Below are 26622 nucleotides of genomic sequence, written 5' to 3'. Positions count from 1 at the left end.
CGACAGGACTCGCCCGAGCGAGTCTTGTCGGACAGACCTTTCGGGTGCTGGCAGACACTCATTCAGGCGAGGGAGAGAGCAGATGGCGGGTCGACTCGCGGTCGTCGGGGCCGGGCTGATGGGCTCCGGGATCGCCCAGGTGGCGGCGCAGGCGGGCTGGCAGGTGACGCTGCGGGACCTGGACGACGCGGCCACCGCGCGGGGCGTCGACGGCATCCGGCGGTCGCTGGAGAAGTTCGCCGAGAAGGGGAAGATCGAGGCGTCCGAGGTCGAGGCGACGCTCGGCCGGATCACCCCGACCACCGACCTGGAGGCCGCCGCCGACGCGGACATCGTGGTCGAGGCGGTCTTCGAGCGCCTGGAGATCAAGCACGAGGTGTTCCGGGCGCTCGACAAGATCTGCAAGGCCGACGCCGTCCTCGCCACCAACACCTCGGCCATCCCGGTCACGCAGATCGCCGCGGTGACCGAGCGTCCCGAGTCGGTGGTCGGCACGCACTTCTTCTCGCCGGTGCCCATGATGAAGCTCTGCGAGCTGGTCCGCGGCTACAAGACCAGCGACGCGACGCTGGCCACCGTACGGGCGTTCGCCGAGGAGATCGGCAAGACGGTGGTCGTCGTCAACCGGGACATCGCGGGCTTCGTCACCACCCGGCTGATCGCCGCCCTCGTGGTCGAGGCGGTCAAGCTCGTCGAGTCGGGGGTGATCTCCGCCGAGGACCTGGACACGGCGTGCAAGCTCGGCTTCGGCCACGCCATGGGCCCGCTCGCCACCACCGACCTGACCGGGGTCGACGTGCTGCTCCACGCCGCGAAGAACATCTACACCGACACCGCGGACGAGAAGTTCTTCCCGCCGGAGCTGCTCCAGCGGATGGTCACCGCCGGCGACCTGGGCCGCAAGACCGGCAAGGGCTTCTACACGTACTGAGCCGGACGGCCGGTGGGAGGCGCCGGTGGCCCCGAGCGGGTGGCCGCCGGCGCCTCCGCCGTTCTCAGGGGGCCGTGGTGGCCCGGCCGGGGGTGGTCCGTTCGCCGGTGTCGCGGCCGTCGCGAGGTGGTGGTGCGGCTCCGGGCGCCGTCCGCCGCAGGCCGGAGGTGAGCGCGACGGTGGCGGCCAGCGACGCCGCGGCCAGCAGCGCGACGGCACGGTACGGCGAGAGGAGGTCCGCGACCGTGCCCGCGAGGGCCGCGCACACCGCCTGCCCGGCCAGCATGCCGTTGCCGTGCAGGCCGAGCACCTGACCGCGGGCCTCGGGCGGCGAGTGGGTGATCAGCCGCTCCTGCAGGGGCAGCGCGGCCGCGTAGCCGACGGAGGCGATCAGTGCGATGGCCATGGCCAGCGGCAGCGGAGGCGAGAGCACGAAGGCCAGGTACGGGACGGCGAGCAGCAGCCGCAGCGGACGGATCAACCGCTCCCGGCGGGCGGCGGTCAGGAACCGCCCCACCACCACGTCCCCGGCGAGCATGCCGAGGGCGGCGGCGGCGAGCAGGAAGCCGGCGCGATCACCCGCGTACGGGACGAAGAGCGCCTCGCAGCCGACGATCAGACCGCCGGGAACCCAGAGGTTGAGCAGGAGCGACCGGCGACCGGGGTCGGCCCAGAGTTCCCGGTTGACGCGGAGGGTGCGGGCCACCGTCACCCGTTCGGCGGCCCGGGCCGGATGCTCGGAGAGCCCGAACCATCCCACCGCCGCGGCCACCGCGCGCAGGGCCAGGGCGAGCAGGAACACCTGGTACGGGCTCAGCCAGACGAGCAGGACGCCGGCCAGCCCGAACCCGGCGATCTGCATGACGCCGACGCTGGTGTTCATCGTGGCCCGGGCCAGCACGTAGGCGTCGACCGGCACGATGTCGGTGAGCAGCGCCCACCGGGCGCCGGCGGTGATCGAGCCGACGTACGCGCTCCCGAAGATGACCGCGAAGCGGGCCCACAGGGGCAGCCCGGGGACGGCCTGTAGCGCCGCCCCCGCGGTGACCAGCAGGGCGGCGAAGGTCAGCGCCCGGCGGGGTGGCACGCTGTCCGCGGCGGAGAGCAACGTGAGGCTGCCGAGGACGCCGGCCAGCGGCGCGCCGAACATGCTCAGGGCGGTGAGCAGGGCCGAGCCGGTCGACGCGTACGTCAACGCGCCGAGGGCCAGCGCCGACGTCGTGTGCGCCGCGATTCCGGCGCAGTTCGCGAGGAACAGGTTGCGGAACTCCCGGACCGCGAACAAGTCTGCGTACGTTCTCACGGAAGGATCGTCCGGTGGTGCCGGGCCGATCCCCAGAGTTACGTCTGGAGGCGAAAGGTGGGCGTCTGGCAGGTGCCGTCCGACCTGGTCGCGCGGAGCCGGTTCACGGTCTCGCCGATGGCCGAGACGGTCGCGGCGCTGAAGGCGCTGCGCCACGCGCACGTCCCGTGGGAGCAGGCCTGGCGGCGACCCCACGTCGACGCGTTCCGGGAGATGCTGGCCGCCCGGCCGGCGGCCCGGGCGCTGGTGTCGGCGTCGTTCAACTTCCGGTGGATCGCGGACTTCCTCACCATCGCGCCCACCTCGCCGGACCCGACGTTCGCGGCGGAGCTGGCGACCGTCGAGGGGCTGTCCGACGAGCGGATCCGGGCCGACCTGCGCGCCACCCGCCCGGAGCCGCTCGCCGCCGAACTGCTGGAGGACGGCCTCACCGGGCAGGTGGTGGACCTCCTCCGGTGGGTCTGGACGCGCACCGTGGAGCCGGAGTGGCCGGAGCGGGAACGCCGGCTGCGGGCGGACATCGTGGCCCGCACCGCCGCTCTCAGCACCCACGGCTGGGCCGGGGCGTTGGCCGACATCAACCGCAACGTGCGGTGGCTGGGCGACGGTCGCCTGCAGGTCAACGACTACCCGGAACCGTCCCTGTCGCTGCACGAGGCCGAGCAGTTGGTGTTCGTGCCGGCGCACTGCCGACGGGGCTGGGTGCTCTGGGACGTGCCGACCCGCTTCGGGATGGTCTATCCGGCGCGCGGGATCCTGGTCGACCCCACCTCACCGGCGCCCGACGGTCTCGCCCGGCTGATCGGGGCGAACCGCGCCGACATCCTGGCCCGGCTGGACGCGCCGCTGAGCACCTCGCAGCTCGTGGCGCTGACCGGGCTGTCCCTCGGCACGGTGAGCGACCACCTGCGGGTGCTGCTCGACGGCGGCGCGGTGAACAGGCGGCGGTCCGGCCGCGAGGTGCTCTACTGGCGTACGCCGCTCGGCGACTCGCTCGTGGCCGGCGGGTGAGCGGGGCCCGCGGGGCCGTCGCGCCGGCGCGTGGCGGCGGTCAGCGGCCCTGGCGCGTGGCGCCGGTCAGCCGTCGCGCCGGGTGGTCCAGCGGAAGGTGGTGAGGCAGAGCACCAATCCGATCACGCACCAGGCGGCGAGGACCAGCGCGACCCGGCCCAGCTCGAACGAGCCGGCGGGCTCCTGGCCACCGAAGCTGTCCGGCAGGAAGACCGACCGGAGCCCCTGGCACATCCACTTCAGCGGGAAGAGCGCCGCCACCTGCTGCATCCAGCTCGGAAGCTCGGTGAAGACGAAGAACACGCCGGAGATGAACTGGAGCACGAGCGCCACCGGCGTCACCACGGCCGAGCCGCTGCGCGCGGTGCGGGCCAGCGACGAGATGGCGATGCCGCAGAGCGTGCAGGCGGTCACCCCGAGCACCGACACCCAGCCGAAGGTGAGCCACCGTCCCGCGGTGGCCGGCAGGTCGAGGTCGAAGAAGGCGACCGAGACGGCGAGCAGCAGCAGGGTCTCGGCCACGCCGATCGCCACCACCATGAGGACCTTGCCGGCGAAGTACACCCACTTCGGCATGGGCGTGCCCCGGTAGCGCTTCAGCACCCCGCGGTCGCGCTCGATGGGGATCCAGATGCCCAGGTTCTGGAAGCTGACCGTCATGAGACCGGTGGCGATCATCCCGGTGATGAAGTACTGGGTGTAGCTGACTCCGGGAGCGATCTCGTCGTTGAAGATCGCCGCGAAGATCAGGATCATGATGACCGGGAAGCCCATCGTGAACACGACGGACTCCCGGCTGCGCAGGAACTGGGTGATCTCCAGCCGGCCCTGGCGCAGCCCGAGCGCGACCGGGCCCACCCGCCGGGCCGGGGTGGTGGCGACCGGGGCCGCCGGCTTCGTGGTGGTGGTCATCGGTGTCCGATCATCGTGAGGTAGATGTCCTCCAGGGTCGGCCGGGTCACGGTCAGGCCGGGCACCTCACCGCCGAAGCGCGCGGCCAGCTCCGCCACCAGCGCCGTCGGCGTCGCGCTCTGCGCGCTCTCCACCGCGCCCTCCGGCGTACGCCAGGAGACGGTGGGCAGCGCCTCCTGCCGGTTGCCGAGCTGGGCCGGCGCGGCCACCTCCACGAGCTGGCCGCCGGCGATCACCCCGACCCGGTCGGCGAGCGCCTCGGCCTCGTCCAGGTAGTGCGTGGTGAGCACGATCGTGGTGCCCGCGGCCGCCAGGTCGCGGATCAGGTCCCAGAACTCGCGGCGCGCCTCCGGGTCGAAGCCGGTGGTCGGCTCGTCGAGGAAGAGCAGGTCGGGCCGGCCGACGATGCCCAGGGCCACGTCGAGGCGCCGCTTCTGGCCGCCCGAGAGGGTGTGGGTCCGGGCGCGGGCCTTGCCGGCCAGCCCCACCCGCTCGATCACCTTCTCCGGGTCGTCGGCGTCGGCGTAGAAGCCGGCGAAGTGGCGGACCACCTCGCCCACGGTCAGCTCGTCGAACTCGCCGGTGCCCTGGAGCACGATGCCCACCCGCGACCGCCAGTCCGCGCCGGGCGCCGCCGGGTCGCTGCCCAGCACGGTGACCTCGCCGGCGTCGCGCTGGCGATAGCCCTCGAGGATCTCCACCGTCGTGGTCTTGCCCGCCCCGTTCGGGCCGAGCAGGGCGAACACCTCACCGCGGCGGACGTCGAGGTCCAGGCCGGCCACGGCGGTGGTGTCGCCGTACGCCTTGCGCAGCCCCCGTACGGAGATCGCCAGCTCGTCATCCATGCCGTCAAGTGTGCGACCTGGTCACGGCCCGCGACCGCGCGGGGTGTGGTGCTGCGACCCATGTCGCGCCCTCTGCGCCCGGGCGTCCGCTCCATGGACGTGTGTGGTTTTCCACAGCCCGTTTTACTGAACGGTAACTTAGACTCCCGCCATGGACGAGAAGGGTCTCCCCGGACGGCTGCCGGAGCGCGACCGCCCGTGGGTGATGCGCACGTACGCCGGGCACAGCTCGGCCGCCGCGACCAACGCCCTCTTCCGCCGCAACCTGGCCAAGGGGCAGACCGGTCTCTCGGTCGCCTTCGACCTGCCGACCCAGACCGGGTACGACCCCGACCACGAACTCGCCGCCGGCGAGGTGGGCCGGGTCGGCGTGCCGGTCGCCCACCTGGGCGACATGCGGGCCCTCTTCGAGGGCATCCCGCTCGCCGACATGAACACCTCGATGACCATCAACGCGCCGGCCATGTGGCTGCTCGCCCTCTACGCCACGGTCGGCGCGGAGCAGGGCGCCGACTCGGCCCGGTTCGCCGGCACCACGCAGAACGACATCATCAAGGAGTACCTGTCCCGGGGGACGTACATCTTCCCGCCAGCCGCGTCGCTGCGGCTCACCGCTGACGTCATCGCGTACACGCTGCGCGAGATGCCGAGATGGAACCCGGTCAACATCTGCTCGTACCACCTGCAGGAGGCGGGCGCGACGCCCGTGCAGGAGGTCGGCTTCGCTCTCGCGACCGCCGTCGCGGTGCTCGACACCGTCCGCGACTCCGGCCAGGTGCCGCCCGAGCGGATGGGTGACGTGGTGCAGCGGATCTCGTTCTTCGTCAACGCCGGGGTGCGCTTCGTCGAGGAGATCGCCAAGATGCGGGCCTTCGGCGCGCTCTGGGACGAGATCACCCGGGAGCGGTACGGCGTCGCGGACCCGAGGCAGCGCCGCTTCCGGTACGGCGTGCAGGTCAACTCGCTCGGCCTCACCGAGGCGCAGCCGGAGAACAACGTCCAGCGCATCGTGCTGGAGATGCTGGGCGTGACGCTCTCCCGGGACGCCCGGGCCCGCGCCGTGCAGCTACCCGCCTGGAACGAGGCGCTCGGCCTGCCCCGACCGTGGGACCAGCAGTGGTCGCTGCGCATGCAGCAGGTGCTCGCGTACGAGTCGGACCTGCTCGAATATCCCGACCTGTTCTCCGGCTCGCACGTGATGACCGCGCTGGTCGACGGGATCGTGGCCGGGGCGCGGGTCGAGCTGGACACGGTGCTGGAGATGGGCGGCGTGGTCGCCGCCGTGGAGACCGGCTACCTGAAGAGCGCGCTGGTCGCCTCGCTGGCCGACCGGCGGCGCCGGATGGAGGCCGGCTCGGACGTGGTGGTCGGCGTCAACCGGTTCACCGAGACTGAACCCTCGCCGCTGACCGCGGCCGGCGCCGAGGCGATCGAGCAGGTCGACCCGGCGGTGGAGGCGCAGGCGACGGCAGCCGTACGCGAATGGCGGGCCGCGCGGGACGGCGCGGCCGTGGACGCGGCGCTGGACCGGCTCCGGGCCGACGCGGCCACCACGACGAACCTGATGCCGGCGACGCTCGCCTGCGTGCGGGCGGGCGTGACCACGGGGGAGTGGGCGGGCGCGCTGCGGCAGGTCTTCGGGGAGTACCGGGCGCCCACCGGGCTGGCCGGCGCCGCCGGCTCGGGCGCCGACGTGGGCCTGGCGACCGTGCGGGACCGGGTCGCCGCGACCGCGCGCGAGCTGGGCAGCGGGCGGCTGCGGCTGCTGGTCGGCAAGCCGGGGCTGGACGGGCACTCCAACGGGGCGGAGCAGATCGCCGTCCGCGCCCGCGACGCCGGCTTCGAGGTGGTCTACCAGGGCATCCGACTGACCGCCGGGCAGATCGTCGCGGCGGCCGTGGAGGAGGACGTCGACCTCGTGGGGCTCTCGGTCCTGTCCGGCTCCCACCTCGCCGCCGTGCCGGCGGTGCTGGACGGGCTGCGCGCCGCCGGGCGGAGCGACCTGCCGGTGGTTGTCGGCGGCATCATCCCGGCGGGCGACGCCGAGCGGCTGCGGGCGGCCGGGGTGGCCCGCGTCTTCACCCCGAAGGACTTCGCCCTCACGGGCATCATCGACGAGCTGGTCACCGTGATCCGGGAGGCGAACGGCCTGGCCTGACCTCAGCGCTCGTCGTAGGTCATGCAGTCGGCCATGTCGTTGTCGGGGCCGACCCGGATCGCCGGCGCGTGGCACTCCAGGTGGTCGTTGTGCCGGCAGTCCGCCCGCTGGCACGCGCCGACCTGGGCGATCAGGTCGGCCACGCCCGCGCTCACCGTCGACTCCACGAAGGTGTGGCAGTGCGCGTGGTCCATGCTGCCGATCGTGATGGCGAAGGCGTGGCAGTCACCGGCGCGGTTGTACGCGCAGGCCGCCACCACGCACTCCTCGACGCGGGGCATCTGCATCGCTGCGGTCATTCCGACCTCCTCTGACGCGTTGCCCCGATTCTAGGGTTTTGCCAGGTTTGCGACGTCGTTGCCGCCAGATCGGCGATCCGGCGGCCGCTCCGGTGCTCGATCGACACGGGTTCCCTGTATGTCGCGGTGTCCGGATGTGGGGGACAGCGCGACTTCCAGCATCCCGAGTCGATCACCCGGGACACCGCGCCGGGTCTGGGGCGTGCGTCCGGTTCGTCCCGCGCTCGCATCCGACGGTGGGCGGTCCGTGCCGGTTCGGGGTGTGACCGGCGGCACGCTGGCGGCGGAATCGTCGACGGGCCGGGGTCGTTGACATCCCCGACGGCCGAGGGAGCACGCCGGCCGGGGTCGCGGGATGCGGGCCCGGCGGAATGCCGGCGGGTGCCCGGTCGTTACACGTGGACCCGGCGCCGCGAGGCACCCCCGCCCGCGGGCCGCCCGTGACGGCCACCGAGCCGGTCGCGGATCCCCCCAAGTCTCGAGCGCCCGACGAGGTGCTTACGCCCGTACGCCGCCCCCTGTTCGGCGCGCGGGTGTCAACCCCCGAAGGAGCTTGTCATGAACACCATCATGCGGAAGAGCGTTCTGGGTCTGGCCGGTCTGGCCTTCGCCGGTGGCGTGGTCGGCGGTCCGATCGCGGCACACAACACGCAGTCGGTCGACGCCCGGCCGGTCGCGGTGCTCCAGGCCGACAAGCCGGCCGTGGACAAGGCGAAGCTGATCCCGCACGGCGTGCAGGGCGAGCAGTCGCACATCGACCTGAACGACGAGCAGATCGCGAACGTCAAGGCGATCATCGCGGCCACGAAGAAGTCGGGCCTGGACGAGCGGGCCGCGGTCATCTCGATCGCGACGAGCCTGCAGGAGTCCAAGCTGGAGAACCTGGGTCACCTGGGTGACGCCAACGACCACGACTCGCTGGGCCTGTTCCAGCAGCGTCCGTCGAGCGGTTGGGGCACGCCGGAGCAGATCACCGATCCGGAGTACTCGACCATGGCGTTCCTCAAGGGCCTCAAGCAGGTCGACGGCTGGCAGGACATGCCGCTGACCGAGGCGGCGCAGACGGTGCAGGTGTCGGCCTACCCGGACGCGTACGCGCAGTGGGAGCAGCAGGCTGCCGACCTGGTCGCCCAGTACTGGAACAGCTGACCCAACCGATCACCGGCCGGGTCCCCACCACGGGGACCCGGCCGGTGGCGTCTACGGGGTCGGCCGACGGCCGGGTCAGACGCGGAAGCCCGCAGCCCGGGCCGCCCGCCGTTGCTCGCGCCGGTCCGAGCGACGACGCCGGAACCAGAACACGAAGGCGACCAGCCCGACCAGGAAGAGCAGCACGAGCACGGGCAGCAGGATCGCCACCACGGACATCAGGACGCTGGTGGCGTCCTCGGCGGTGCTGGCCACCGGGGCGCCGACCCCGGCGGTGGTCGCGTTGATCACTGGACGGGCCGCGGACTTGAGCAGGTGCACGCCGAGCGCGATGAGCACGCCGGTGACCACCGGCACCCACTCGTGGGACGAGAAGAAGCTCCCCGGGTCGCTCACCGTGACCGTCTCGGCGCTCGACCCGGCGCCGAAGGCCAGCCCACCCGCGGTGGGGCGGACGACGGTCTGCACCACGTCGTTGACGTGGTCGACCACCGGCACCTTGTCGGCGACCACCTCGACCGCGAGCAGCACCGCGAGGATGGCGAGAACCCAGCCGTTGCCCAGCCACGTCCAGCCGCCCGGCAGGTCGATCAGGTCGGTGTACCGGGCCAGCAGACCCATGGTGAGCAGAGGGATGTAGGCGTTCAGCCCCGCCGAGGCGGCGAGACCGGTTCCGGTGAGGACTTCGAGCACCGTCTCAGCATCCCACCGGCACGCCAGTGCCGCTCGCCGGCGAACGCCGGCCACTCCGCTACCCTCGTCGGGTGCGGTTGGTGATTGCGAAGTGCTCGGTGGACTACGTCGGACGGCTCTCGGCCCACCTGCCGCCGGCCACCCGGTTGCTCATGGTGAAGGCGGACGGCTCGGTGTCCATCCACGCCGACGACCGGGCGTACAAGCCGCTGAACTGGATGAGCCCGCCGTGCCGGCTGGAGGAGGCCCCGGGCGTGTGGCGGGTGGTCAACAAGGCCGGCGAGGAGCTGCGGATCACCCTGGAGGAGATCTTCCAGGACACGTCGTACGAGCTGGGCGTCGACCCGGGTCTACGCAAGGACGGCGTGGAGGCGCACCTGCAGGAGCTTCTGGCCGCCAACCCGGAGACCCTCGGCGAGGGTTTCACGCTGGTCCGGCGCGAGTACATGACGGCTATCGGGCCGGTCGACCTGCTCTGCCGGGACGCCAACCAGGGCGCGGTCGCGGTCGAGGTGAAACGGCGCGGTGAGATCGACGGCGTGGAACAGTTGACGCGCTACCTGGAGCTGATGAACCGCGATCCGCTGCTGGCACCGGTCGCCGGGGTCTTCGCGGCGCAGGAGATCAAGCCGCAGGCGCGGGTGCTCGCCACCGACCGGGGCATCCGCTGCGTGGTGGTCGACTACGACAAGCTGCGCGGCATCGAGCGCGACGAGCTGACCCTCTTCTGAGGCCGGGGCCGGTCAGCCCCGGCCGTACATCATCTTCACGACCTTCACGAGCCGGGCCACGTCGGCCGGGGTGCGCTCGAAGGTCATGGACGGCAGCAGCGACCGGGCCCGCCGCCGGGTTATCGCCTTGGCGCGGCCGAACTCGCGCAGCCCGTCCTCGCCGTGGATGCGGCCGAACCCCGAGTCGCCCACGCCGCCGAAGGGCAGCGTCGACATCCCGGCGAAGGTGAGCGTCGAGTTGACCGACGCCATGCCGGAGCGCAGCCGCCGGGCGATCGCCACGGCGCGGCGGCGGCCGAACACCGAACCCCCCAGGCCGTACGGGAGGGCGTTGGCGCGGGCCACGGCCTCGTCGGCGTCTCGTACCCGGTTGATCGTGAGCGTCGGGCCGAACGTCTCCTCGCGCACGGCGGCCGAGTCTTCCGGGACGTCGACCAGCACGGTGGGCCGCACGTACGGTGCCTGCACCGCGTCCGTGCCGCCCAGCACGGCCCGCCCGCCCCGGGCGAGCGCGTCGTCGATGTGCCGGCGGATCACGTCGACCTGGGCCGGCATGGTGATCGGGCCGATGTCCTCGCCGTCCGGCCCCACGGTGAGCCGGCCGGCCCGGGCGACCACCTTCTCGACGAAGGCGTCGAAGACGGGCTCGACCGCGTAGACCCGCTCGATGCCGATGCACGTCTGGCCGGCGTTGGTGAGCGCGCCCCAGACGCACGCCTCGGCGGCCGCGTCCAGGTCGGCGTCGGAGTCGACGATCATCGCGTCCTTGCCGCCCGCCTCCACGAGCACCGGCGTCAGGGTCTCGGCGCAGGCCGCCATCACCTTGCGGGCGGTGGCCGTGGAGCCGGTGAAGGCCAGCTTGCCCACGCCCGACCGGCAGAGCGCCGCACCCACGTCGCCGAGCCCGTGCACCGCGGTGAGGACCGGCTGCTCCGGTACGACCTCGGTGAACGTGTCGACCAGCCACTGCCCGACGGCCGGCGTGTACTCGCTCGGCTTGAAGACGACCGCGTTCCCGGCGGCCAACGCGTACGCCGTGGAGCCGATCGGGGTGAACACCGGGTAGTTCCACGGGCCGATCACGCCGACCACCCCGTACGGCTGGTACTCCAGGTGGCCGGAGAACTCGGCGAGGATCAGCCGGGAGCGCACCCGCCGCGGCCCGAGCACCCGCCGGGCGTTGCGCGCCGCCCAGTCGACGTGCTCGACGGCCGTGACGACCTCGACGACCGCGTCGCCGATCGGCTTGCCGCCCTCCCGGTGCACCAGGTCGGCCAGCTCCTCGATCCGCTGCGCGAGCAGCGCGCGCCACCGCAGCAGCCGCTCGCGACGGCCGTCGAAGCCCAGCGCGGCCCACCACTGCCCGGCGGCGCGGGCCCGCTCGACCGCGGCCGTCACGTCGGTCGGGCTGGCGACGGGGAAGCGGCCCGCCTCGGCCCCGGTGGCCGGGCTGGAGGAGACCAGCACACCGCCGTCGATGACCGGGGCGCCGGGGACATGCACAGCCGTCATGGCGGAAGTCTAGACCCGAGCGTTACTCGCCGGTAGGCCGCGAGCGGCACCCGGCGGGCCGGCGGGGGCGAGGACCTGCGGCGCGTCCCGCCGTCCGGCGGCGGCCGTCACGGCACGATGGGCGGAGTCACCCGTCCCGCCCGAACCGGGGAGCGGAAGGTGGCCGGCCGGAGCCGTGGCGATGACCGCGTGGCCGTGGAGGACGACTACGGTCCGATGGGACGCTGACGCGGGGAGTGATGGTGTGGGGTGGAGGGCTGACTGTCCATGGAGGAGCATCCAGAACTACTGCCGTTGTTGACGGTCGCCGCTGGGCCGATGCGGGGAGCGAGCTTCCGGCTACGGGCCGCGCCCCTGGTGATCGGTCGGGCGCCGACGGCCGACGTCGTCGTGTCCGACCCGCACCTGAGTCGCCGGCACGCCGAGGTCTGGCTCGCGCCGGAGGGCGCCTCGGTGCGTGACCTCGGCTCGACCAACGGCACGTGGCTGAACGACCGCCGGATCAGCGGGGTGGAACAGCTCGCCGACGGGGACGTGATCCGCCTCGGTCGTACCGAGCTGCGCGTCTTCGACCCCGGAGTGGCCCGTACGGATCCCGTCGGCTTCAGCTTCGGCACGCCTCGCCGGGACCACCGGCCGACGCTGCCGCTGCCGGTGCCCGCGACGCCGCCGGCGCTGCGCTGACCGGGACGCCGCCGGCGCTGCGCTGACCGGGACGTCACACCGTCCGCGCCGACCCGTGCCCCGGCCCGGCGGGCACGGGGCGCGGCCACACCGTGCGGCTCCGCCGGGTGGCGGCCGGCCACATGGACCGACGCCGGTCGCGGGTGGCAGCATCCCGCGGATGGAGAGCGAGCAGCGGATCGTCACGGCGAACGGCATCACCCAGGCGGTACGGGTGGCCGGGCCGCCCGGCGGGGTGCCCGTCCTGCTCGTGCACGGCAACTGCTCCTCGGCCGCCTTCTGGGAGCCGCTCGTACGGCGGCTGCCGGACACGCTCCGCGTCGTGGCGCCCGACCTGCGTGGCTACGGCGCCACGCAGACGGCCCCCGTGGACGCCACCCGCGGGCTGCGCGACTTCGCCGACGACGTCGCCGCCCTGCTCGACGACCCGAGCCTCTTCGGCGCCCCCGACGCGCGCCCGGTGGTGGTGGGGCACTCGCTCGGCGGGGGAGTGGCGATGCGGCTGCTCATCGACCACCCGCACCGGATCGCCGGGCTGCTGCTCGCCGCGCCGGTGTCTCCGTACGGCTTCGGCGGCACCCGCGACCTGGCCGGCACGCCGACCACGCCGGACTTCGCGGGCACCGGCGCCGGTACGGCCAACCCGGACTTCGTGGCCCGGCTGGCCGCCGGGGACCGGGGCGACGACGCCCCGGCCAGCCCGCGGAACGTGGTGCGGACCGCGTACGTGGCGGACCCGGCCGCGCTCGGCGACGACGAGGACCTGCTCCTGGACACCGTCCTCTCCACCGCCACCGGGGACGACAACTACCCGGGCACCTCGGTCGCGTCGCCCCACTGGCCCGGCACCGCACCGGGTGAGCGCGGCGTCCTGAACGCGCTCGCGCCCACCTACTTCCGGATCGCCGACGACCTCGTCGCGGTGGCACACAAGCCGCCCATCACCTGGGTGCGCGGCGACGCCGACGTGATCGTGTCGGACACCTCGCTGTTCGACCTGGCGTACCTCGGCTCGCTCGGCGCCGTACCCGGCTGGCCCGGCCCGGAGGAGTGCCCGCCGCAGCCGATGATCGGCCAGACCCGCGCGGTGCTCGACCGGTACGCGGCGGCCGGTGGGGCGTACCGGGAGGTGGTGCTCCCCGGCTGCGGGCACAGCCCGCACCTGGAGCGGCCCGCCGAGTTCGTGGCCGAGCTGCTGGCGCTGGCCAGCGTCCCGGCGGCCTGACCGGCCCGGCGCGCCGTCCGCCGGTCGCTTCCCCGCGGGCGACAGGTCACCCGGGGACAGGCCGGTGACCAGGTAGGGGGGCGGTGGGTGAAATATGCCACGGCGTCTCGACAACGGAGCGTCGCATGGCAGACTCGCGCGCATAACCTTAGCGGCCGTTCATGCGGCCTGCGGAGCGTACAGGGGAGGCCGGTCGTGGCGCGCGAGTTCACCAGCGTGGGCGTTGTGGGGCTGGGCACCATGGGTGCCGGCATCGTGGAGGTCTTCGCGCGCAACGGCATCGACGTGGTCGCCGTGGAGATCTCCGAGCCGGCGCTGGAACGCGGCCGGGCCAACCTCACCGGCTCCACCGACCGCGCGGTCGCCAAGGGCAAGCTCGCGCCGGCCGACCGGGACGCGCTGCTCGGCCGGGTCACCTTCGCGGTCGGCCTGGACGCCCTGCACTCGGTCGACCTCGTGGTCGAGGCCGTTCCCGAGCACCTGGACCTGAAGCAGCGGATCTTCGCCGAGCTGGACCGCGTCTGCAAGCCCGAGGCCATCCTCGCCACGAACACCTCGTCGCTGAGCGTCACCGAGATCTCGGTGGCCACCACGCGGCCCAACCAGGTCATCGGCATCCACTTCTTCAACCCGGCGCCGGTCATGAAGCTGGTCGAGGTCGTCCGGACGGTGGTCACGTCAGCCGACGTGGTCGCCGACGTGGAGGCGCTCTGCGCCCGCCTCGGCAAGGTCGACGTCACCATCAACGACCGCGCCGGCTTCATCGCCAACGCGCTGCTCTTCGGCTACCTGAACCACGCGGTCGCCATGTTCGAGTCGAAGTACGCGAGCCGCGAGGACATCGACGCCGCCATGAAGCTCGGCTGCGGCCTGCCGATGGGTCCGCTCGCGCTCATGGACCTGATCGGCGTGGACACCGCGTACGAGATCCTGGACACCATGTACCGGCGCGGCGGCCGGGACCGCCGGCACGCGCCGGTGCCGCTGATCAAGCAGATGGTCACGGCGGGGCTGCTCGGCCGCAAGTCGGGCCGGGGCTTCTACACCTACGAGCGGCCGGGCTCCCCGGTGGTCGTACCCGACGAGACGACGCCGCTGGCCGCGGAGGCCGGGGTCGCCGACGGCGCCCGGGCCATCGCGAAGGTCGGCGTGGTCGGCTCCGGGACGATGGCCACCGGGATCATCGAGGTCTTCGCCAAGGCGGGCTACGAGGTGGTCTCGGTGACCCGCGGCGCGGAGAAGTCCGCCACGGTCTGCGAGGCCGTGAAGACCTCGCTGAACAAGGGCGTGGTACGCGGCAAGCTCAGCGAGGAGGACCGGGACGCGGCGCTCGGCCGGGTCACCTGGTCGGCCACCCTCGACCACCTCGCCGACGTCGACCTCGTGGTCGAGGCGGTGGTCGAGGAGCTGAGCGTGAAGAAGGCGCTCTTCGCGAGCCTCGACGAGATCTGCAAGCCGGGGGTCGTGCTCGCCACCACCACCTCCTCGCTGCCGGTGATCGAGGTGGCCATGGCCACGCAGCGGCCGGCCGACGTGGTCGGGCTGCACTTCTTCAACCCGGCGCCGATCATGCCGCTGGTCGAGGTGGTCCGCACCATCCGCACCTCGCCGGAGACCACCGCCACCGCCCGCGCCGTCTGCGCGGCGCTCGGCAAGACCGCGGTGGTCTGCGGGGACCGGTCCGGTTTCATCGTCAACGCGCTGCTCTTCCCGTACCTCAACGACGCCGTGCGGATGCTGGAGGCCAGCTACTCGACGGCCGACGACATCGACCACGCCATGAAGCTGGGCTGCGGCTACCCGATGGGCCCGTTCGAACTGCTCGACGTGGTCGGCCTCGACGTCTCGCTGGCCATCCAGCGCGAGCTGTACCTGGAGCTGCGCGAGCCCGGGTTCGCGCCCGCGCCGCTGCTGGAGCACCTGGTCACCGCCGGGTACCTGGGCCGCAAGACCGGCCGGGGTTTCCGCGACCACACCCACCGCTGATCGGCGAACCGGCCGGCGGGCCGTCCCTCCGGCCGGTGCGTACGCTTGACGACGTGAGTCCTCGTCGCAACCGTCCCCGCCGGGACGACGCCCCTGAGCTGGACAGCGAGCGGGCCCGACAGGGCGTGGCCGCCGTGCAGCAGTGGCGCGACGGCGAGTGGCAGGTACGCGGGATCAGCGGCGGCGCGTCCGTGAAGACGTACCGCTGCCCGGGCTGTGACCAGGAGATCCGCCCCGGGGTGGCGCACGTCGTGGCCTGGCCGTCCGACGGCCGGGGCGACCTGACCGATCGCCGGCACTGGCACAGCGGCTGCTGGCGGGCACGGGACCGGCGCGGCCCGGTCATCCAGCGCGGCCGCAGCGCCCCCCACTACGGCTGAGCGATCTGCGTCACGCTGTTTCCTCCCCGGGCGGGCGGCCGGCGCCGTGTGGCGCGAGACTTGACCGGTGAGCAAACCCATCCGCGCGTCGTCCATCCTTCCCGGTCACCGGGAGGACATCGAGCTGCACACCGCCGACGGTCTGCGGCTGGTCGGCGAGCTGGCCCGCCCGGTCGACCGCGAGCCGGTCGCCACCCTGGTCTGCCTCCACCCGCTGCCCACCCACGGCGGGATGATGGACAGCCACGTCTTCCGCAAGGCGGCCTGGCGGCTGCCGGCGCTGGCCGACGTCGCGGTGCTGCGCTTCAACACCCGGGGCACCAGCAGCATCCGTGGCACCAGCGAGGGGGCCTTCGACAACGCGGTCGGCGAGCGCTACGACGTGGCCGCCGCCATCGAGTACGCCGAGTTCCACGACCTGCCGAACCTGTGGCTGCTGGGCTGGTCGTTCGGGACCGACCTGGCCCTGAAGTACGGCTGCGACCCCGCCGTCGCCGGCGCGATCCTGCTCTCCCCGCCGCTGCGCTACTCCGCCGCTGAGGACCTGGCCCGCTGGGCCGAGTCGGGCCGGCCGCTGGTGGCCCTGGTGCCCGAGTTCGACGACTACCTGCGCCCCGCCGAGGCGCGGGAGCGTTTCGCGGCGGTGCCGCAGGCCGAGGTGGTCGGCGTACCGGGGGCGAAGCACCTGTGGGTGGGTGACGCCGAGCGGGTGCTCGACGAGGTGGTCCGCCGGGTCAACCCGGCCGTCCCCCTGCCGCTGCCGACGACCTGGGACGGGCCGATGGAGACCGGCGACGTGAGCGCGTACGCCGACCGGACCGTGGCGTCGTTCGCGGACCGGCCGGTGCCCGGCCCGCCGCAGTCGCGAGCCCGCTGAGCGCCGGTCACCGCGTCTGCTGCCGGGGCAGCACCACCTCGCGCAGGATGAGCTGGATGGCGGCCACCGTGGGGATGGCGATCAGCGCGCCCACCACACCGATCAACGCGACGCCGAGCAGCGCCGCGAGCAGCGCGGCCACCTCGTTGACGTGCACCGAGCGGCGCATCACCTTCGGGTAGATGAGGTAGTTCTCGACCTGCTGGTACACGAGGAAGAAGACCAGGCAGGCGATGCCGGAGGAGAGGTCGGTCGCGAACCCCACGAGAGTCACGATCACCGCGCCGAGGGTGGCCCCGATCTGCGGGATGAGGTCGGTCACCGCGACCACCACGGCCAGGGCCATCGGGTACGCGAGCCCGACGATCAACGCGAAGACGAACGTGCTCAGACCGGCCAGCACGGCGATGCTCAGCGCACCCACCATGTACGCCCCGACCTTCGCGAGGATCTCGTCGCCGATGAGCTGCACCCGCTCCCGGCGGGACCGGGGCACCAGGGCGTAGCCGAGGGAGCGCAGCCGGTCGAAGTACGCCAGGAAGTAGATCGTCAGCACGAGGACGGTCAGGATCCGGAAGATCGTGCCGAAGATCAGTTGGGCGCCGCCGAGCACGCCGCCCAGCGCGCGGCCAACCGTGTTCGCGTTCACCGCGTCCTGGACCCGCTGCACCACGTCGTACCGCTCGACCAGCTCGTTGACCGTCTCGCTGCGGCGCAGCTCCTCGATGTACGAGGGAAGCTGCTCGATGAACTGGCCGGACTGGGTGATGATCGGCGGCACCAGCGCCACCACGCCGCCGCAGAGCAGCAGCAGTACGGCCAGCGCCACGAGCGCCACGGAGAGGCCGTGCGGCAGCCCCCAGCGGCGCAGCCGGGCCACCGCCGGGTAGAGACCGACCGCCAGGAAGAGCGCGATCAGCACCAGGACCAGGATGCCGGCGGCGTTGCGGATGCCCTGGTAGAGGGCGTACGCCGCCAGCACGCCGAGCCCACCGGTGAAGCCGACCAGGAAGCTGTTGCGCCGCAGCGGCCGCCCCGGCGGCCCGAACCGCCCGGAACCGGTGACCGGCGGAGGGTCGAGCGCCTCGGGCGAGCCCGCGGCCGGCGCAGCCTCGGGGTGCGGGGGCGTCGCCGCCTCCGGCGAGGGGGTGTGCCGGTGCGTGCCCGCCCGCTCGCGGGCCTGACCCGCGGCCTCGGCCGGCTCCTGGCCCTGGCCGCTGCCCTGGGCCTGGCCGCTGCCCTGGCTCTGGCCGCTGCCCTGGCTCTGGCCGCTGCCCTGGCCGTGGCTCTGGTGCTGGCTCTGGCCCTGGCCGCCCTGGGTCTGGCCGCGGCCCTGGCCTGGTGCGTCAGCCCGATCCGGGTCTGGCCCGCCGGTCGTCGGCCCGTCCTGCGTCACCAGTCCTCCGGTCACGTCACGCGGCTCGGCCGCCCCATCACCCGTCCGCCGCCCGTCCAGCCCCGCGAGCCGCGGGTGGCTCGCCTGTCCGGCTCGCCGGCTCGCGCCCGATCGGCTCGCGCCCGATCGGCTCGCGCCCGATCGGCTCGCGCCCGATCGGCTCGCGTCGGTCCGGCTCGCGTCGGTCCGGCTCGCGCCCGATCGGCTCGCGCCCGGGCCCGTTCCACCTGCCGGGGCTCGGGGCTGAACGGCCCTGCCCGGAGACTACTGGCCGCCCGCGTGGCGAACCACCCGCCTCCGCCCACCATCCATCACCCGGGTCCGCCGTATTCGCCGAGCGTCGGCCAGGTCCGTCTCTGTCAGCGCCTCCGCCTGGGTGGTCCGGTGAGCGTGATGCCTCTGCGGCATAAATATGACGCAGAGGCATCACGCTCGGAGAACGTGGAGGCCGGCAGGCCCGGAAGCGAGGTGTCGCCCACGAAGATCGTGCTCGATCCTGGTAACAGTGGCCTCGGGGACGCCAGGAGACCACTACTTCCAGGATCGAGCGCGATCATGGCGTCCCGCTGAAGATGGCCCGGACGGTTGGCGTCCGCGCGGCGATCACTCCTTGTCGACGGCCACCGTGTTGGGCTTGGCGGCCCGTTCGTCGGTGGTCGGCTTGCTCGGCCGCTTGCCGTTCTCGCCGGTACTGGTGATCTTCGTGGGAGTGGCGCCCCGGCCACCCTCGCCGGGCATCGCCGCCACCGTCGGCTCGCCGTCCTTGGCCGCCCCGGCCTCACCGTCGTCCACCGTGGTCACCGGCTCGGCGATCGGGCGGGCCTTCGGCTGGCCCGACGCCTCCCGCTCGCCCTCCGCGCTCGCCGCCTCGGCCGGCGCGGCCACCGGGTCCGGCGCGGCGCCGGCCGTCTGGCCCTTGCCTCCGGTGGACTGCGTGGTGCCCCCCGGCTGGCCCTTGCCTCCGAAGGACTCTGCCGTGCTCCCCGGCTGGCCCTTGCTAGCGGCGGGCTGCGTCGTGCCGGCGACCGGCTGTGCCGTGCCCCCGACGGGCCGGACCGTGCTCCCGACGGGCTGCGCCGTGCTCTCCGCCGGCTGGGCCGTGCTCTCGGCCGGTTGCGCCGTGCTCCCGACGGGCTGGACCTTGCTCCCGGCCGGCGGGGCGCCGCCGGCGGGTTGGGGCGCGCCGCCCACCGGTGACGTGGTGGTCTTCGTGGGCTGGGCCTTCGCGCCGGCCGGCTGGGCCTTCACGGGTTCCGGCTGCGCCGTGCCCGGCTCGGTCTTCGACCCACCCGGCCGTGACGTCTCCGCCGGCTTGGTCGGCGCCTCGCCCGCGCGGGCGGCGTCGATCGGTCGGGCGGCCACGGCCGGCCCGGCGGCCGAGGCGGGAGTGACCGTACCGGCCGCCGAGGCGGGAGCGGTCGTACCGGCGGGCGGGGGCGAGGTCGGGCCGTCGGAGCCGGTCGCGGCGGCGGCCGTCTGCACCCGCAGCTGGGCCAGCTTGCGCTGGATCTCGTCGGACTCCTGCCGGGACTTCCAGGTCTCCTGCCGCAGGTCGGCGAGCTGCTGCTGGGCCTGCGCGATCTCCAGCATGACCTGGGCGAGCTGCTGCCGGCCGGCCGCGACCTCCTGCTGCGTCGCAGCCAGGTGCTGCTGCGTGGTGGCCAGCGCCTGCTGGGTCGTGGCGGCGTACTCCTCGAACTGCCGCCGGGATGTGGCCACGTGCTCGTCGGCCGCGCGGCGCTTCTCGGTCGCCTCGGTCTCGGCGCGGCGCAGCAGCTCGGTGGCCTGCTCCTCGGCCTGCTGACGCAGCGTGGCCGCGTCCCGCTCGGCGGTCTGGCGGATGCGGTCGGCGCCCTGCTCAATCTCGTTCTTGCGGGCCGTGTACTCGGCCTCCAGCTGGTCCCGCCGGCTGGTGAAGGTGGTCTCCAGCTCCTGCTTGCGGCTGGCGAAGCCGCTCTCCAGCTCCTGCTGGCGGGACTTGTACTGCTTCTCCAGGTCCTCACGGCGCTTGGCGAACTCCTGGTCGGCGGCGGCCCGTCGCTGGGCCAGGTCGCGGTCCGCGGCCTCCCGGCGCGAGTTCACCTCCTGCTCCACGCCGGCCCGCCAGGCGCCCAGCTCCTGCTGCGTCTGCGCCCGCGCCTGCTGCACGTACGCCTCGGTCTCGCCGCGCATGCGCTGGACGTACGCCTCGGTCTCGGCGCGGCTGCGCTTGGCCGCCTCGGCCGCCTGCGTGGTCAGCCGCTCCGCCTCCTGCTGGGCCTTGGCCCGCGTGGCCCGACCGGCCATCGAGGCGTCGTCGATGATCTGCTTGGCGTCCCGCTGCGCCTTGGCGTGGGTGGCGCGCCCGGCCTCGGTCGCCTGGTCGACGAGGCGCTTGGCCTCCTGCTGGGCCTTCGCGTGCACCTCCTTGGCCGCGTCCCGCAGCTGCGTGGCCTCCTGCTGCGCCTTCGCGAGCACCTCCTTGGCCGCCTCGCGCAGCTTCGTGGACTCCTGCTGGGCCCGCGCGTGGATCTCCTTGGCCGTCTCCCGCAGCTGGGTCGCCTCCTGCTGCGCCTTCGTGAGCTCGTCCTGCGCGTTGCGGCGCAGCTTCGCGGACTCCTCCTTGGCGCTGCGCAGCGCGGCCTCCGACTCGGCCTTGCGGGCCGCGGCCTGCCGCTCCTCCTCGGCGCGCCGGGCGGCGAGGGCGATCTCGAAGTCCTTCAGCGCCGTGGCGGCCTGCTGGCGGGCGTCCTCGACGATGTGCTCGGCGGCGGCCCGACGGGACTCGATCTCCTCGTTGCCGGCGCGGAGAATGTCCTCCGCCTGTTCCTCGGCGAGCAGCAGGATCTGTTCCACGCGGGGGCCGAGGTGCCGGAACGACGCCCGGTCCACGACACCGACCTGTTTGCGCACCTGGGCGAGGTCGCGCTGGAGCACCTCGACCTGGCCGGCGAGCTTGTGGATCTGTGTGTAGGCCTGCTCCCGCTCGGCCGCGAGGGTCGCGATCTCGTGCTCCGCACGCGCGACGTACCGGTCGACCTGCTTCTTCTCGTACCCCCGCAGCGCGGACTCGAAGCTGGGCTCCGTGGCCACGTCCCCGCCGAGAGCGAACAGTTCCTCGCCGTGCGACATGCCACCATCCTCACACGCATCCGGCCCTGCTGGGGCGATACGGACGCCCCTGTTGGGACCTACTTCACTCGGGTCGTACCGGTGGATAACAAAGGGTTGCGAAAGCATGCGGCGCGGGGTGCCACCGGTCACCCGGTGCCACCCCGCGCCGCGTCATGCCCCGACCTGGCGATGCGTCAGCTGGCCGACTCCGCGGCCACCTTGTCGCCGCCGGCCTTGTCGGCCTCCGGCTTGGCGGACGACCCGGCCGACGCGTTCGGCACGCCCGGCACGATGCCGGCGAGACCCGAGAGCATCTGGCCGAGCTGGGCCGTGACGGCGTCCTTCTGACGGGTGAGGTCCTCGACCTCGCGGCGGGCCGCCTGCGTGGTGAGCTCCGCCTCGGTGCGCGCCTCGCTGAGCAGGCGGTTCGACTCCGCCCGCGCCTCGTTGAGGGTCTTCTCGGCGAGCGCCTTGGCCTTGTCGACCGTCTCGTTCGCGGTGCGCTCCGACTCGACCCGGCGGGCCTCCGCGCGCTGCTCGATCTCCTTGGCCCGCTCCTGCGCGGCCCGGGCCCGCTGCTCGGCCTCGCTGACCAGCTTCTGGGTCTGGGCCACCTGCGCGGCGTGCCGCTCGGACTCCTCGCGCTCGGCCTTCTCCCGCCGCTCGGCGAGCTGGAGCTCCAGGGCCTGGAGGTCCTTGTCGCGCTTGTCCCGCGCGTCGGTGAGCAGCTTCGTCGCCTCGGCGCGCTTCTCCTCGGCCTCGCGCGCGGCCTTCGCCCGCTGCTGGGTGATCTCCCGCTCGGCGGTGGCCCGGAGGGTGGCCACCTCACGCTCGACGGTGGACTTCAGCTCGGCCACCTCGTGCGCGGTGACCGTACGCAGCTGCTTGGTCTCGCGCTCGGCGTCCGCGCGCAGCGTGTCGGCCTCGCGGCGGGCCTGGACGCGGACCTCGGCGGCCTCCCGCTCGGCGGCGGTGCGGACGTTGCCGGCCTCGCGCTCGGCGGTGGCCTTCATGGCGGCCGCCTCGGCGCGCGCCTTGTCCGTGATCTCACGCGCCTCGAGGCGGGCGGCCGAGAGGATGCCCTCCGACTCGCGCTTGGCCTCGTTGCGGTGGTCGTTGGCCTGCTCCTCCGCCAGCCGGAGGATCTGCTCGACGCGGGTGCCGAGGCCGGAGAGGGTCGGCCGGCTGTTCTCCTCGAGCTGCTTGTTGGTGTCCGCGAGCTTCTGCTCCAGCGCGGCCATGCGCTGCTCGGCCTGGCGGAGGCGACGCTGGGCGTCGTTCATCCGCTGCTCGGCCTCGGCGCGGGCCTGCTCGGACTGGGTCAGCGCGGCGGTCATCCGGCCGATGAAGTCATCGACCTGGTGGGTGTTGTATCCGCGCAGGCCAACGGTGAAATCTGGCTGCGAGTTCGCGTTATCGAAGAACGCGAGAGGGGAGGACTGCTGCTGGGGCATTGGGACATACTGGCAGACGCCCCAGGGTGCTCCGCAAGAGCGGTGCGAAGCTTTCGAGTCCTCTTTACATGGTCAACTCCGGCCGGCCATCAGACCGGACCAAACGGCGATCTTGGCAGGTCCGGGCCGCGTCGGACGGCGCCGCTCGGAACGCGGAAATGGGTCGGGTCGCGTCGCCCGGGCCAACCCTTTGTCCACGCTCCCACGCACACTCGAATGGGTCGGCGGCGACCGCCGGAAACGCGAGTCCGGCGCAATGGTCGACCACTCGTCATCCGGACGGACCGTCCCGCTCCGGCCGCGGGGACGGGCGGCCCGCCGTCCCGCTCCGGCCGCAGGGACAGCGGCCGGAGCGGGCGGGGTCCGCCGGGGCGGCTTGGCCGCGGTCAGTGGCCGCGGAACCGGTTGATCGCGTCCTCGTGCCGGGAGCGCATTTCCGCGTCGCGTACGCCGAGGCCGTCACGCGGGGCGAGGCACCGGACCCCGACCTTGCCCTGGTGGGCGTTGCGGTGCACCTCGTACGCGGCCTGGCCGGTCTGCTCCAGCGGGTAGGTCTTCGACACCGTCGGGTGCACCTTGCCGAGCGCCACGAGGCGGTTGGCCTGCCATGCCTCGTGGTAGTTGGCGAAGTGGCTGCCGACGATTCGCTTGAGGTGCATCCAGAGGTAGCGGTTGTCGTACTGGTGCAGGTAGCCGCTCGTGGAGGCGCAGGTGACGATCGTGCCGCCCTTCTTGGCGACGTAGACACTGGCGCCGAAGGTCTCCCGGCCGGGGTGCTCGAAGACGATGTCCGGGTCCTCGCCGCCGGTCAGCTCCCGGATGCGCTCCCCGAAGCGGCGCCACTCGTCCTGGTCCTGCGTCTCGGAGTCCCTCCAGAACCGGAAGCCCTCGGCGGTGCGGTCGATGACCAGTTCGGCGCCCATCTTCCGGCACAGCGCGGCCTTCTCGGGCGAGGACACGACGCACACCGGGATGGCCCCGCCGTTGAGCGCCATCTGCGTGGCGTAGCCACCCAGGCCGCCGGACGCGCCCCAGATGAGTACGACGTCACCCTGCTTCATGTTGGCGCCGTGGTGCGACACGAGCTGCCGGTACGCGGTCGAGTTGACCAGCCCCGGGCTGGCCGCCTCCTCCCAGCTGAGGTGGCGCGGCTTCGGCATGAGCTGGTTGGCCTTGACCACGGCCAGCTCGGCGAGGCCGCCGAAGTTGGTCTCGAAGCCCCAGATCCGCTGCTGCGGGTCGAGCATCGTGTCGTCGTGCCCCGCCGCGTCCTCCAGCTCGACCGAGAGGCAGTGCGCCACGACCTCGTCGCCGGCCTTCCACCGGGTGACACCGGGACCGGTGCGCAGCACCACGCCGGCCGCGTCCGACCCGACGACGTGGTACGGCAGGTCGTGCCGGCGCGTCAGCTCGGAGAGCCGGCCGTACCGCTGGAGGAACTTGAAGGTGGGCAGCGGCTCGAAGATGCTGGTCCAGACGGTGTTGTAGTTGATGGCGCTCGCCATCACCGCCACCAGCGCCTCGCCGGGGCCCAGCTCCGGCGTGGCGACCTCCTGGACGTGCAGCGCCTTGCGCGGGTCCTTGTCGCGGGTGGCCATGCCGTCGAACATCCGGGCCTCCTCGGCCCGTACCACGACGCCCCGGTAGCTCTCCGGCACCGGCAGGCCGGCGATCCCGGCAAGTTCCCGCTCCGGCTGGCTGGAGCCCTCCGCCGCCATGATCGCTTCGAGGATGTCCTGCACGGTGACCTCCCGTTCGTCCGCACCCGCGCGCGGGCCTGGGTGCTGCCATCGTCGGCGCCGGTGCGACCGACCGCCATGTCGGCATCCGACACATCCGGCACCGGTCGCGCTCCTGTTGGGGGCGGACGTTACTGAACGGTAGCTAGGGCGGGAAGTCCTCTGTGAAAAACTGCATCGCTCGATGCGTGAAGGTGTCCGGACCACCGTCAAACCGCGCACCCCCGCGCCCCGCGCCCCGCGCCCCGCGCCGCACCCCGCGCCCTGTTCACCCGCGTGATCATGAAGTTATCGCCGCGACACGCCGAGGAATCCGGCAATAACTTCATGATCAACGCGCTCGTTGGCGCTGGTCGGCACTGGTCGGCGCTGGTCGGCACTGGTCGGCGCCGGGCGGGGGCGTGGCGGCAGGGGCAGCGCTCAGTGGGTGGGCGCCGGTTCGACCAGCTCCACCAGGACGCCCCCGGCGTCCTTCGGGTGCACGAAGTTGATCCGCGAGTCGGCGGTGCCGCGCCGGGGCGTCTCGTAGAGCAGGCGCATCCCGCGTTCACGCAGGGCCGCGCACGCGGCGTCGATGTCCGCCACCGTGTACGCCACCTGCTGCACACCCGGGCCGTTGCGATCGAGGAACTTCGCGATGGTGGACTCCGGGGTGAGCGGGGCGAGCAGCTGCACGCAGCCCCCCGAGGTGTCCGGCCCGACGGCCAGCATCGCCTCCCGGACCCCCTGCTCGCTGTTGGTCTCGGTGTGTACGCAGCGCATGCCGAAGGTCCGCTCGTAGAAGTCGATCGCGGCGTCCAGGTCGGCGACGGCGATGCCGACGTGATCGATTCGGCGCAGCCCGATGTCTGTGACGTAGTCCGCAGCGGGCTCGACGGGGGAGTTCTCTGCCATGGCGCTAGTCTGGCCGAACATTCGTTAAGGCGTACAGGTCGGCACCCCCCTCGGAGGCAGGTATGGCTTCGGTGATCGTCAGCGGCGCGCGGACCCCCATGGGGCGCCTGCTGGGCAACCTCAAGGACCTCCCGGCCACGAAGCTCGGCGGTATCGCCATCAAGGCGGCCCTGGAGCGGGGCGGTGTCAGCCCCGACCAGGTGCAGTACGTGATCATGGGTCAGGTGCTCCAGGCCGGCGCCGGCCAGATCCCGGCCCGCCAGGCGGCGGTCGAGGCGGGCATCCCGATGTCCGTGCCGGCGTTGACCGTCAACAAGGTCTGCCTCTCCGGCCTGGACGCGATCGCGCTGGCCGACCAGCTGATCCGGGCCGGCGAGTTCGACATCGTGGTTGCGGGCGGCATGGAGTCGATGACCAACGCGCCGCACCTGCTGATGGGCCAGCGCGCCGGCTACAAGTACGGCGACGTGGTGGTCAAGGACCACATGGCGCTCGACGGGCTCACCGACGCCTGGGACTGCTGCTCGATGGGCGAGTCGACCGAGCGTCTCGGCACGAAGCACGGAATCAGCCGCGAGGAGCAGGACGCCTTCGCGGCGGCGAGCCACCAGCGGGCCGCCGCCGCGCAGAAGAACGGCCACTTCTCCGAAGAGATCACCCCCGTGGTCATCCCGCAGCGCAAGGGCGACCCGCTGGTGATCAGCGAGGACGAGGGCATCCGCCCGGACACCACCGTGGAGACGCTGGCGAAGCTGCGGCCGGCGTTCACCAAGGACGGGACGATCACCGCCGGCAGCTCGTCGCCGATCTCCGACGGCGCCGCGGCCGTGGTGGTCATGAGCAAGGCGAAGGCCAAGGAGCTGGGCCTCACCTGGGTGGCCGAGATCGGCGCCCACGGCAACGTGGCCGGCCCGGACAACTCGCTGCACTCGCAGCCGTCGAACGCCATCCAGCACGCGCTGCGCAAGGCGGGGCTGACCGTGGCCGACCTCGACCTCATCGAGATCAACGAGGCGTTCGCCCAGGTCGGGATCCAGTCCACCCGTGAGCTCGGCATCAGCCCGGAGAAGGTGAACGTCAACGGCGGCGCCATCGCGCTGGGTCACCCCATCGGCATGTCCGGCGCCCGGCTGGTGCTCACCCTCGCGCTGGAGCTGAAGCGTCGGGGCGGCGGCACCGGCGCGGCCGCGCTCTGCGGTGGCGGCGGGCAGGGCGACGCGCTGATCATCCACGTCCCCGCGCCGGGTGAGAGCGGTCAGTGAACACAGTCGTGGGAGAGGCCCCGGAGGGCGGTCGGTGAGCGGAACCGTGGAGAACGTCCCGGCGGCCACCGGCTCGCTGCGCCGCAGC

General features: G+C 73.0%; 21 protein-coding genes and 1 pseudogene. 11 read left to right on the top strand and 11 right to left on the bottom strand.

The genetic code is table 11. The annotated features are described in order from the left end of the window. The first annotated feature begins 82 nt into the window (after positions 1 to 82). Positions 83 to 931: a 3-hydroxyacyl-CoA dehydrogenase family protein gene (locus D7193_RS17360; RefSeq protein ID WP_120780576.1), complete on the top strand. Its 849-nt coding sequence runs from the start codon at positions 83 to 85 to the stop codon at positions 929 to 931. A 64-nt stretch (positions 932 to 995) separates the two neighbouring features. On the opposite strand, the gene D7193_RS17355 is transcribed toward D7193_RS17360, so the two are convergent. Continuing rightward, positions 996 to 2234, bottom strand: a complete 1239-nt coding sequence (locus D7193_RS17355) for an MFS transporter (RefSeq protein ID WP_120780575.1) — start codon at positions 2232 to 2234, stop codon at positions 996 to 998. Between the two features lie 57 nt (positions 2235 to 2291). Between D7193_RS17355 and D7193_RS17350 the strand changes: the two genes are divergently transcribed. Next, positions 2292 to 3245, top strand: a complete 954-nt coding sequence (locus D7193_RS17350) for an ArsR/SmtB family transcription factor (protein WP_120780574.1) — start codon at positions 2292 to 2294, stop codon at positions 3243 to 3245. Positions 3246 to 3311: 66 nt separating this feature from the next. Here D7193_RS17350 and D7193_RS17345 read toward each other — a convergent pair whose 3' ends face one another. Next, positions 3312 to 4157: an ABC transporter permease gene (locus D7193_RS17345; RefSeq protein WP_120780573.1), complete on the bottom strand. Its 846-nt coding sequence runs from the start codon at positions 4155 to 4157 to the stop codon at positions 3312 to 3314. Continuing rightward, positions 4154 to 5002 (bottom strand): ABC transporter ATP-binding protein, encoded by an 849-nt coding sequence (locus tag D7193_RS17340; protein WP_120780572.1) that lies wholly within the window; start codon positions 5000 to 5002, stop codon positions 4154 to 4156. Before D7193_RS17340 ends, D7193_RS17345 begins: the two co-directional genes overlap by 4 nt. A gap of 151 nt (positions 5003 to 5153) precedes the next feature. Here D7193_RS17340 and D7193_RS17335 point away from each other — a divergent pair, with 151 nt between their 5' ends. After that, positions 5154 to 7160, top strand: coding sequence for a protein meaA (locus tag D7193_RS17335; protein WP_120780571.1), 2007 nt, complete (start codon positions 5154 to 5156; stop codon positions 7158 to 7160). A gap of 2 nt (positions 7161 to 7162) precedes the next feature. Here the strand turns inward: D7193_RS17335 and D7193_RS17330 are convergent, their stop codons facing one another. Beyond that, positions 7163 to 7459: a DUF1540 domain-containing protein gene (locus tag D7193_RS17330; RefSeq protein WP_120780570.1), complete on the bottom strand. Its 297-nt coding sequence runs from the start codon at positions 7457 to 7459 to the stop codon at positions 7163 to 7165. Between the two features lie 558 nt (positions 7460 to 8017). On the opposite strand from D7193_RS17330, the gene D7193_RS17325 reads away from it, so the two are divergent. After that, positions 8018 to 8608, top strand: coding sequence for a hypothetical protein (locus D7193_RS17325; protein WP_120780569.1), 591 nt, complete (start codon positions 8018 to 8020; stop codon positions 8606 to 8608). Between the two features lie 75 nt (positions 8609 to 8683). Here D7193_RS17325 and D7193_RS17320 read toward each other — a convergent pair whose 3' ends face one another. Next, positions 8684 to 9301 carry a DUF4126 domain-containing protein gene (locus D7193_RS17320; protein WP_120780568.1) on the bottom strand — a complete coding sequence of 206 codons (618 nt, stop codon included), beginning with the start codon at positions 9299 to 9301 and terminating at the stop codon, positions 8684 to 8686. Between the two features lie 71 nt (positions 9302 to 9372). Here D7193_RS17320 and nucS point away from each other — a divergent pair, with 71 nt between their 5' ends. Further along, the gene (gene nucS, locus D7193_RS17315; protein WP_076472317.1) at positions 9373 to 10032 is read left to right on the top strand and encodes an endonuclease NucS; all 660 of its coding nucleotides are present in this window, start codon (positions 9373 to 9375) and stop codon (positions 10030 to 10032) included. A 12-nt stretch (positions 10033 to 10044) separates the two neighbouring features. Here the strand turns inward: nucS and D7193_RS17310 are convergent, their stop codons facing one another. Further along, positions 10045 to 11544, bottom strand: coding sequence for an aldehyde dehydrogenase family protein (locus D7193_RS17310; protein WP_120780567.1), 1500 nt, complete (start codon positions 11542 to 11544; stop codon positions 10045 to 10047). Between the two features lie 267 nt (positions 11545 to 11811). On the opposite strand from D7193_RS17310, the gene D7193_RS17305 reads away from it, so the two are divergent. The 5 genes from D7193_RS17305 (at position 11812) to D7193_RS17285 (ending at position 16696) form a co-directional block, all read left to right on the top strand. After that, positions 11812 to 12228 carry an FHA domain-containing protein gene (locus D7193_RS17305; RefSeq protein WP_120780566.1) on the top strand — a complete coding sequence of 139 codons (417 nt, stop codon included), beginning with the start codon at positions 11812 to 11814 and terminating at the stop codon, positions 12226 to 12228. Positions 12229 to 12388: 160 nt separating this feature from the next. Continuing rightward, complete coding sequence (locus D7193_RS17300; protein WP_120780565.1) at positions 12389 to 13453, top strand: alpha/beta fold hydrolase; 1065 nt, start codon at positions 12389 to 12391, stop codon at positions 13451 to 13453. Between the two features lie 195 nt (positions 13454 to 13648). Beyond that, positions 13649 to 15439 carry a 3-hydroxyacyl-CoA dehydrogenase family protein gene (locus tag D7193_RS17295; RefSeq protein WP_120780564.1) on the top strand — a complete coding sequence of 597 codons (1791 nt, stop codon included), beginning with the start codon at positions 13649 to 13651 and terminating at the stop codon, positions 15437 to 15439. 53 nt (positions 15440 to 15492) lie between these two features. Further along, positions 15493 to 15819, top strand: coding sequence for a hypothetical protein (locus D7193_RS17290; protein WP_120780563.1), 327 nt, complete (start codon positions 15493 to 15495; stop codon positions 15817 to 15819). Positions 15820 to 15886: 67 nt separating this feature from the next. Continuing rightward, a complete protein-coding gene (locus D7193_RS17285; protein WP_120780562.1) occupies positions 15887 to 16696 on the top strand; it encodes an alpha/beta hydrolase in 810 nt (269 codons plus the stop codon). Between the two features lie 7 nt (positions 16697 to 16703). Here D7193_RS17285 and D7193_RS17280 read toward each other — a convergent pair whose 3' ends face one another. From D7193_RS17280 to mce, 5 genes and pseudogenes are all read right to left on the bottom strand, one after another. Next, positions 16704 to 18107: an AI-2E family transporter gene (locus D7193_RS17280; RefSeq protein WP_338324093.1), complete on the bottom strand. Its 1404-nt coding sequence runs from the start codon at positions 18105 to 18107 to the stop codon at positions 16704 to 16706. A gap of 1484 nt (positions 18108 to 19591) precedes the next feature. Next, a pseudogene (locus D7193_RS34965) lies at positions 19592 to 21203 on the bottom strand (coiled-coil domain-containing protein); the annotation flags it as partial. Positions 21204 to 21379: 176 nt separating this feature from the next. Then, positions 21380 to 22639 (bottom strand): coiled-coil domain-containing protein, encoded by a 1260-nt coding sequence (locus D7193_RS17265; RefSeq protein ID WP_120780559.1) that lies wholly within the window; start codon positions 22637 to 22639, stop codon positions 21380 to 21382. A 386-nt stretch (positions 22640 to 23025) separates the two neighbouring features. Further along, the gene (ccrA, locus tag D7193_RS17260; protein ID WP_120780558.1) at positions 23026 to 24381 is read right to left on the bottom strand and encodes a crotonyl-CoA carboxylase/reductase; all 1356 of its coding nucleotides are present in this window, start codon (positions 24379 to 24381) and stop codon (positions 23026 to 23028) included. A 417-nt stretch (positions 24382 to 24798) separates the two neighbouring features. After that, complete coding sequence (gene mce / locus D7193_RS17255; protein WP_120780557.1) at positions 24799 to 25272, bottom strand: methylmalonyl-CoA epimerase; 474 nt, start codon at positions 25270 to 25272, stop codon at positions 24799 to 24801. Positions 25273 to 25334: 62 nt separating this feature from the next. Here mce and D7193_RS17250 point away from each other — a divergent pair, with 62 nt between their 5' ends. Further along, positions 25335 to 26534 (top strand): acetyl-CoA C-acetyltransferase, encoded by a 1200-nt coding sequence (locus D7193_RS17250; protein ID WP_120780556.1) that lies wholly within the window; start codon positions 25335 to 25337, stop codon positions 26532 to 26534. Positions 26535 to 26622 lie beyond the last annotated feature (88 nt).

This window comes from Micromonospora costi, from assembly GCF_003626655.1.
GTDB lineage: Bacteria > Actinomycetota > Actinomycetes > Mycobacteriales > Micromonosporaceae > Micromonospora > Micromonospora costi.
The sequence above is the reverse complement of the archived record's forward strand: the minus strand, read 5'-3'. Positions and strand labels throughout refer to the sequence as shown.

Bases quoted from the DNA above. Each gene is read 5' to 3' on its own strand.
- D7193_RS17340 (WP_120780572.1), bottom strand. From the start codon at position 5,002: ATGGATGACGAGCTGGCGATCTCCGTACGGGGGCTGCGCAAGGCGTAC.
- D7193_RS17330 (WP_120780570.1), bottom strand. From the start codon at position 7,459: ATGACCGCAGCGATGCAGATGCCCCGCGTCGAGGAGTGCGTGGTGGCG.
- D7193_RS17345 (WP_120780573.1), bottom strand. From the start codon at position 4,157: ATGACCACCACCACGAAGCCGGCGGCCCCGGTCGCCACCACCCCGGCC.
- D7193_RS17250 (WP_120780556.1), top strand. From the start codon at position 25,335: ATGGCTTCGGTGATCGTCAGCGGCGCGCGGACCCCCATGGGGCGCCTG.
- D7193_RS17305 (WP_120780566.1), top strand. From the start codon at position 11,812: ATGGAGGAGCATCCAGAACTACTGCCGTTGTTGACGGTCGCCGCTGGG.
- D7193_RS17300 (WP_120780565.1), top strand. From the start codon at position 12,389: ATGGAGAGCGAGCAGCGGATCGTCACGGCGAACGGCATCACCCAGGCG.
- D7193_RS17360 (WP_120780576.1), top strand. From the start codon at position 83: ATGGCGGGTCGACTCGCGGTCGTCGGGGCCGGGCTGATGGGCTCCGGG.
- D7193_RS17325 (WP_120780569.1), top strand. From the start codon at position 8,018: ATGAACACCATCATGCGGAAGAGCGTTCTGGGTCTGGCCGGTCTGGCC.
- D7193_RS17335 (WP_120780571.1), top strand. From the start codon at position 5,154: ATGGACGAGAAGGGTCTCCCCGGACGGCTGCCGGAGCGCGACCGCCCG.
- D7193_RS17310 (WP_120780567.1), bottom strand. From the start codon at position 11,544: ATGACGGCTGTGCATGTCCCCGGCGCCCCGGTCATCGACGGCGGTGTG.
- mce (WP_120780557.1), bottom strand. From the start codon at position 25,272: ATGGCAGAGAACTCCCCCGTCGAGCCCGCTGCGGACTACGTCACAGAC.
- D7193_RS17265 (WP_120780559.1), bottom strand. From the start codon at position 22,639: ATGCCCCAGCAGCAGTCCTCCCCTCTCGCGTTCTTCGATAACGCGAAC.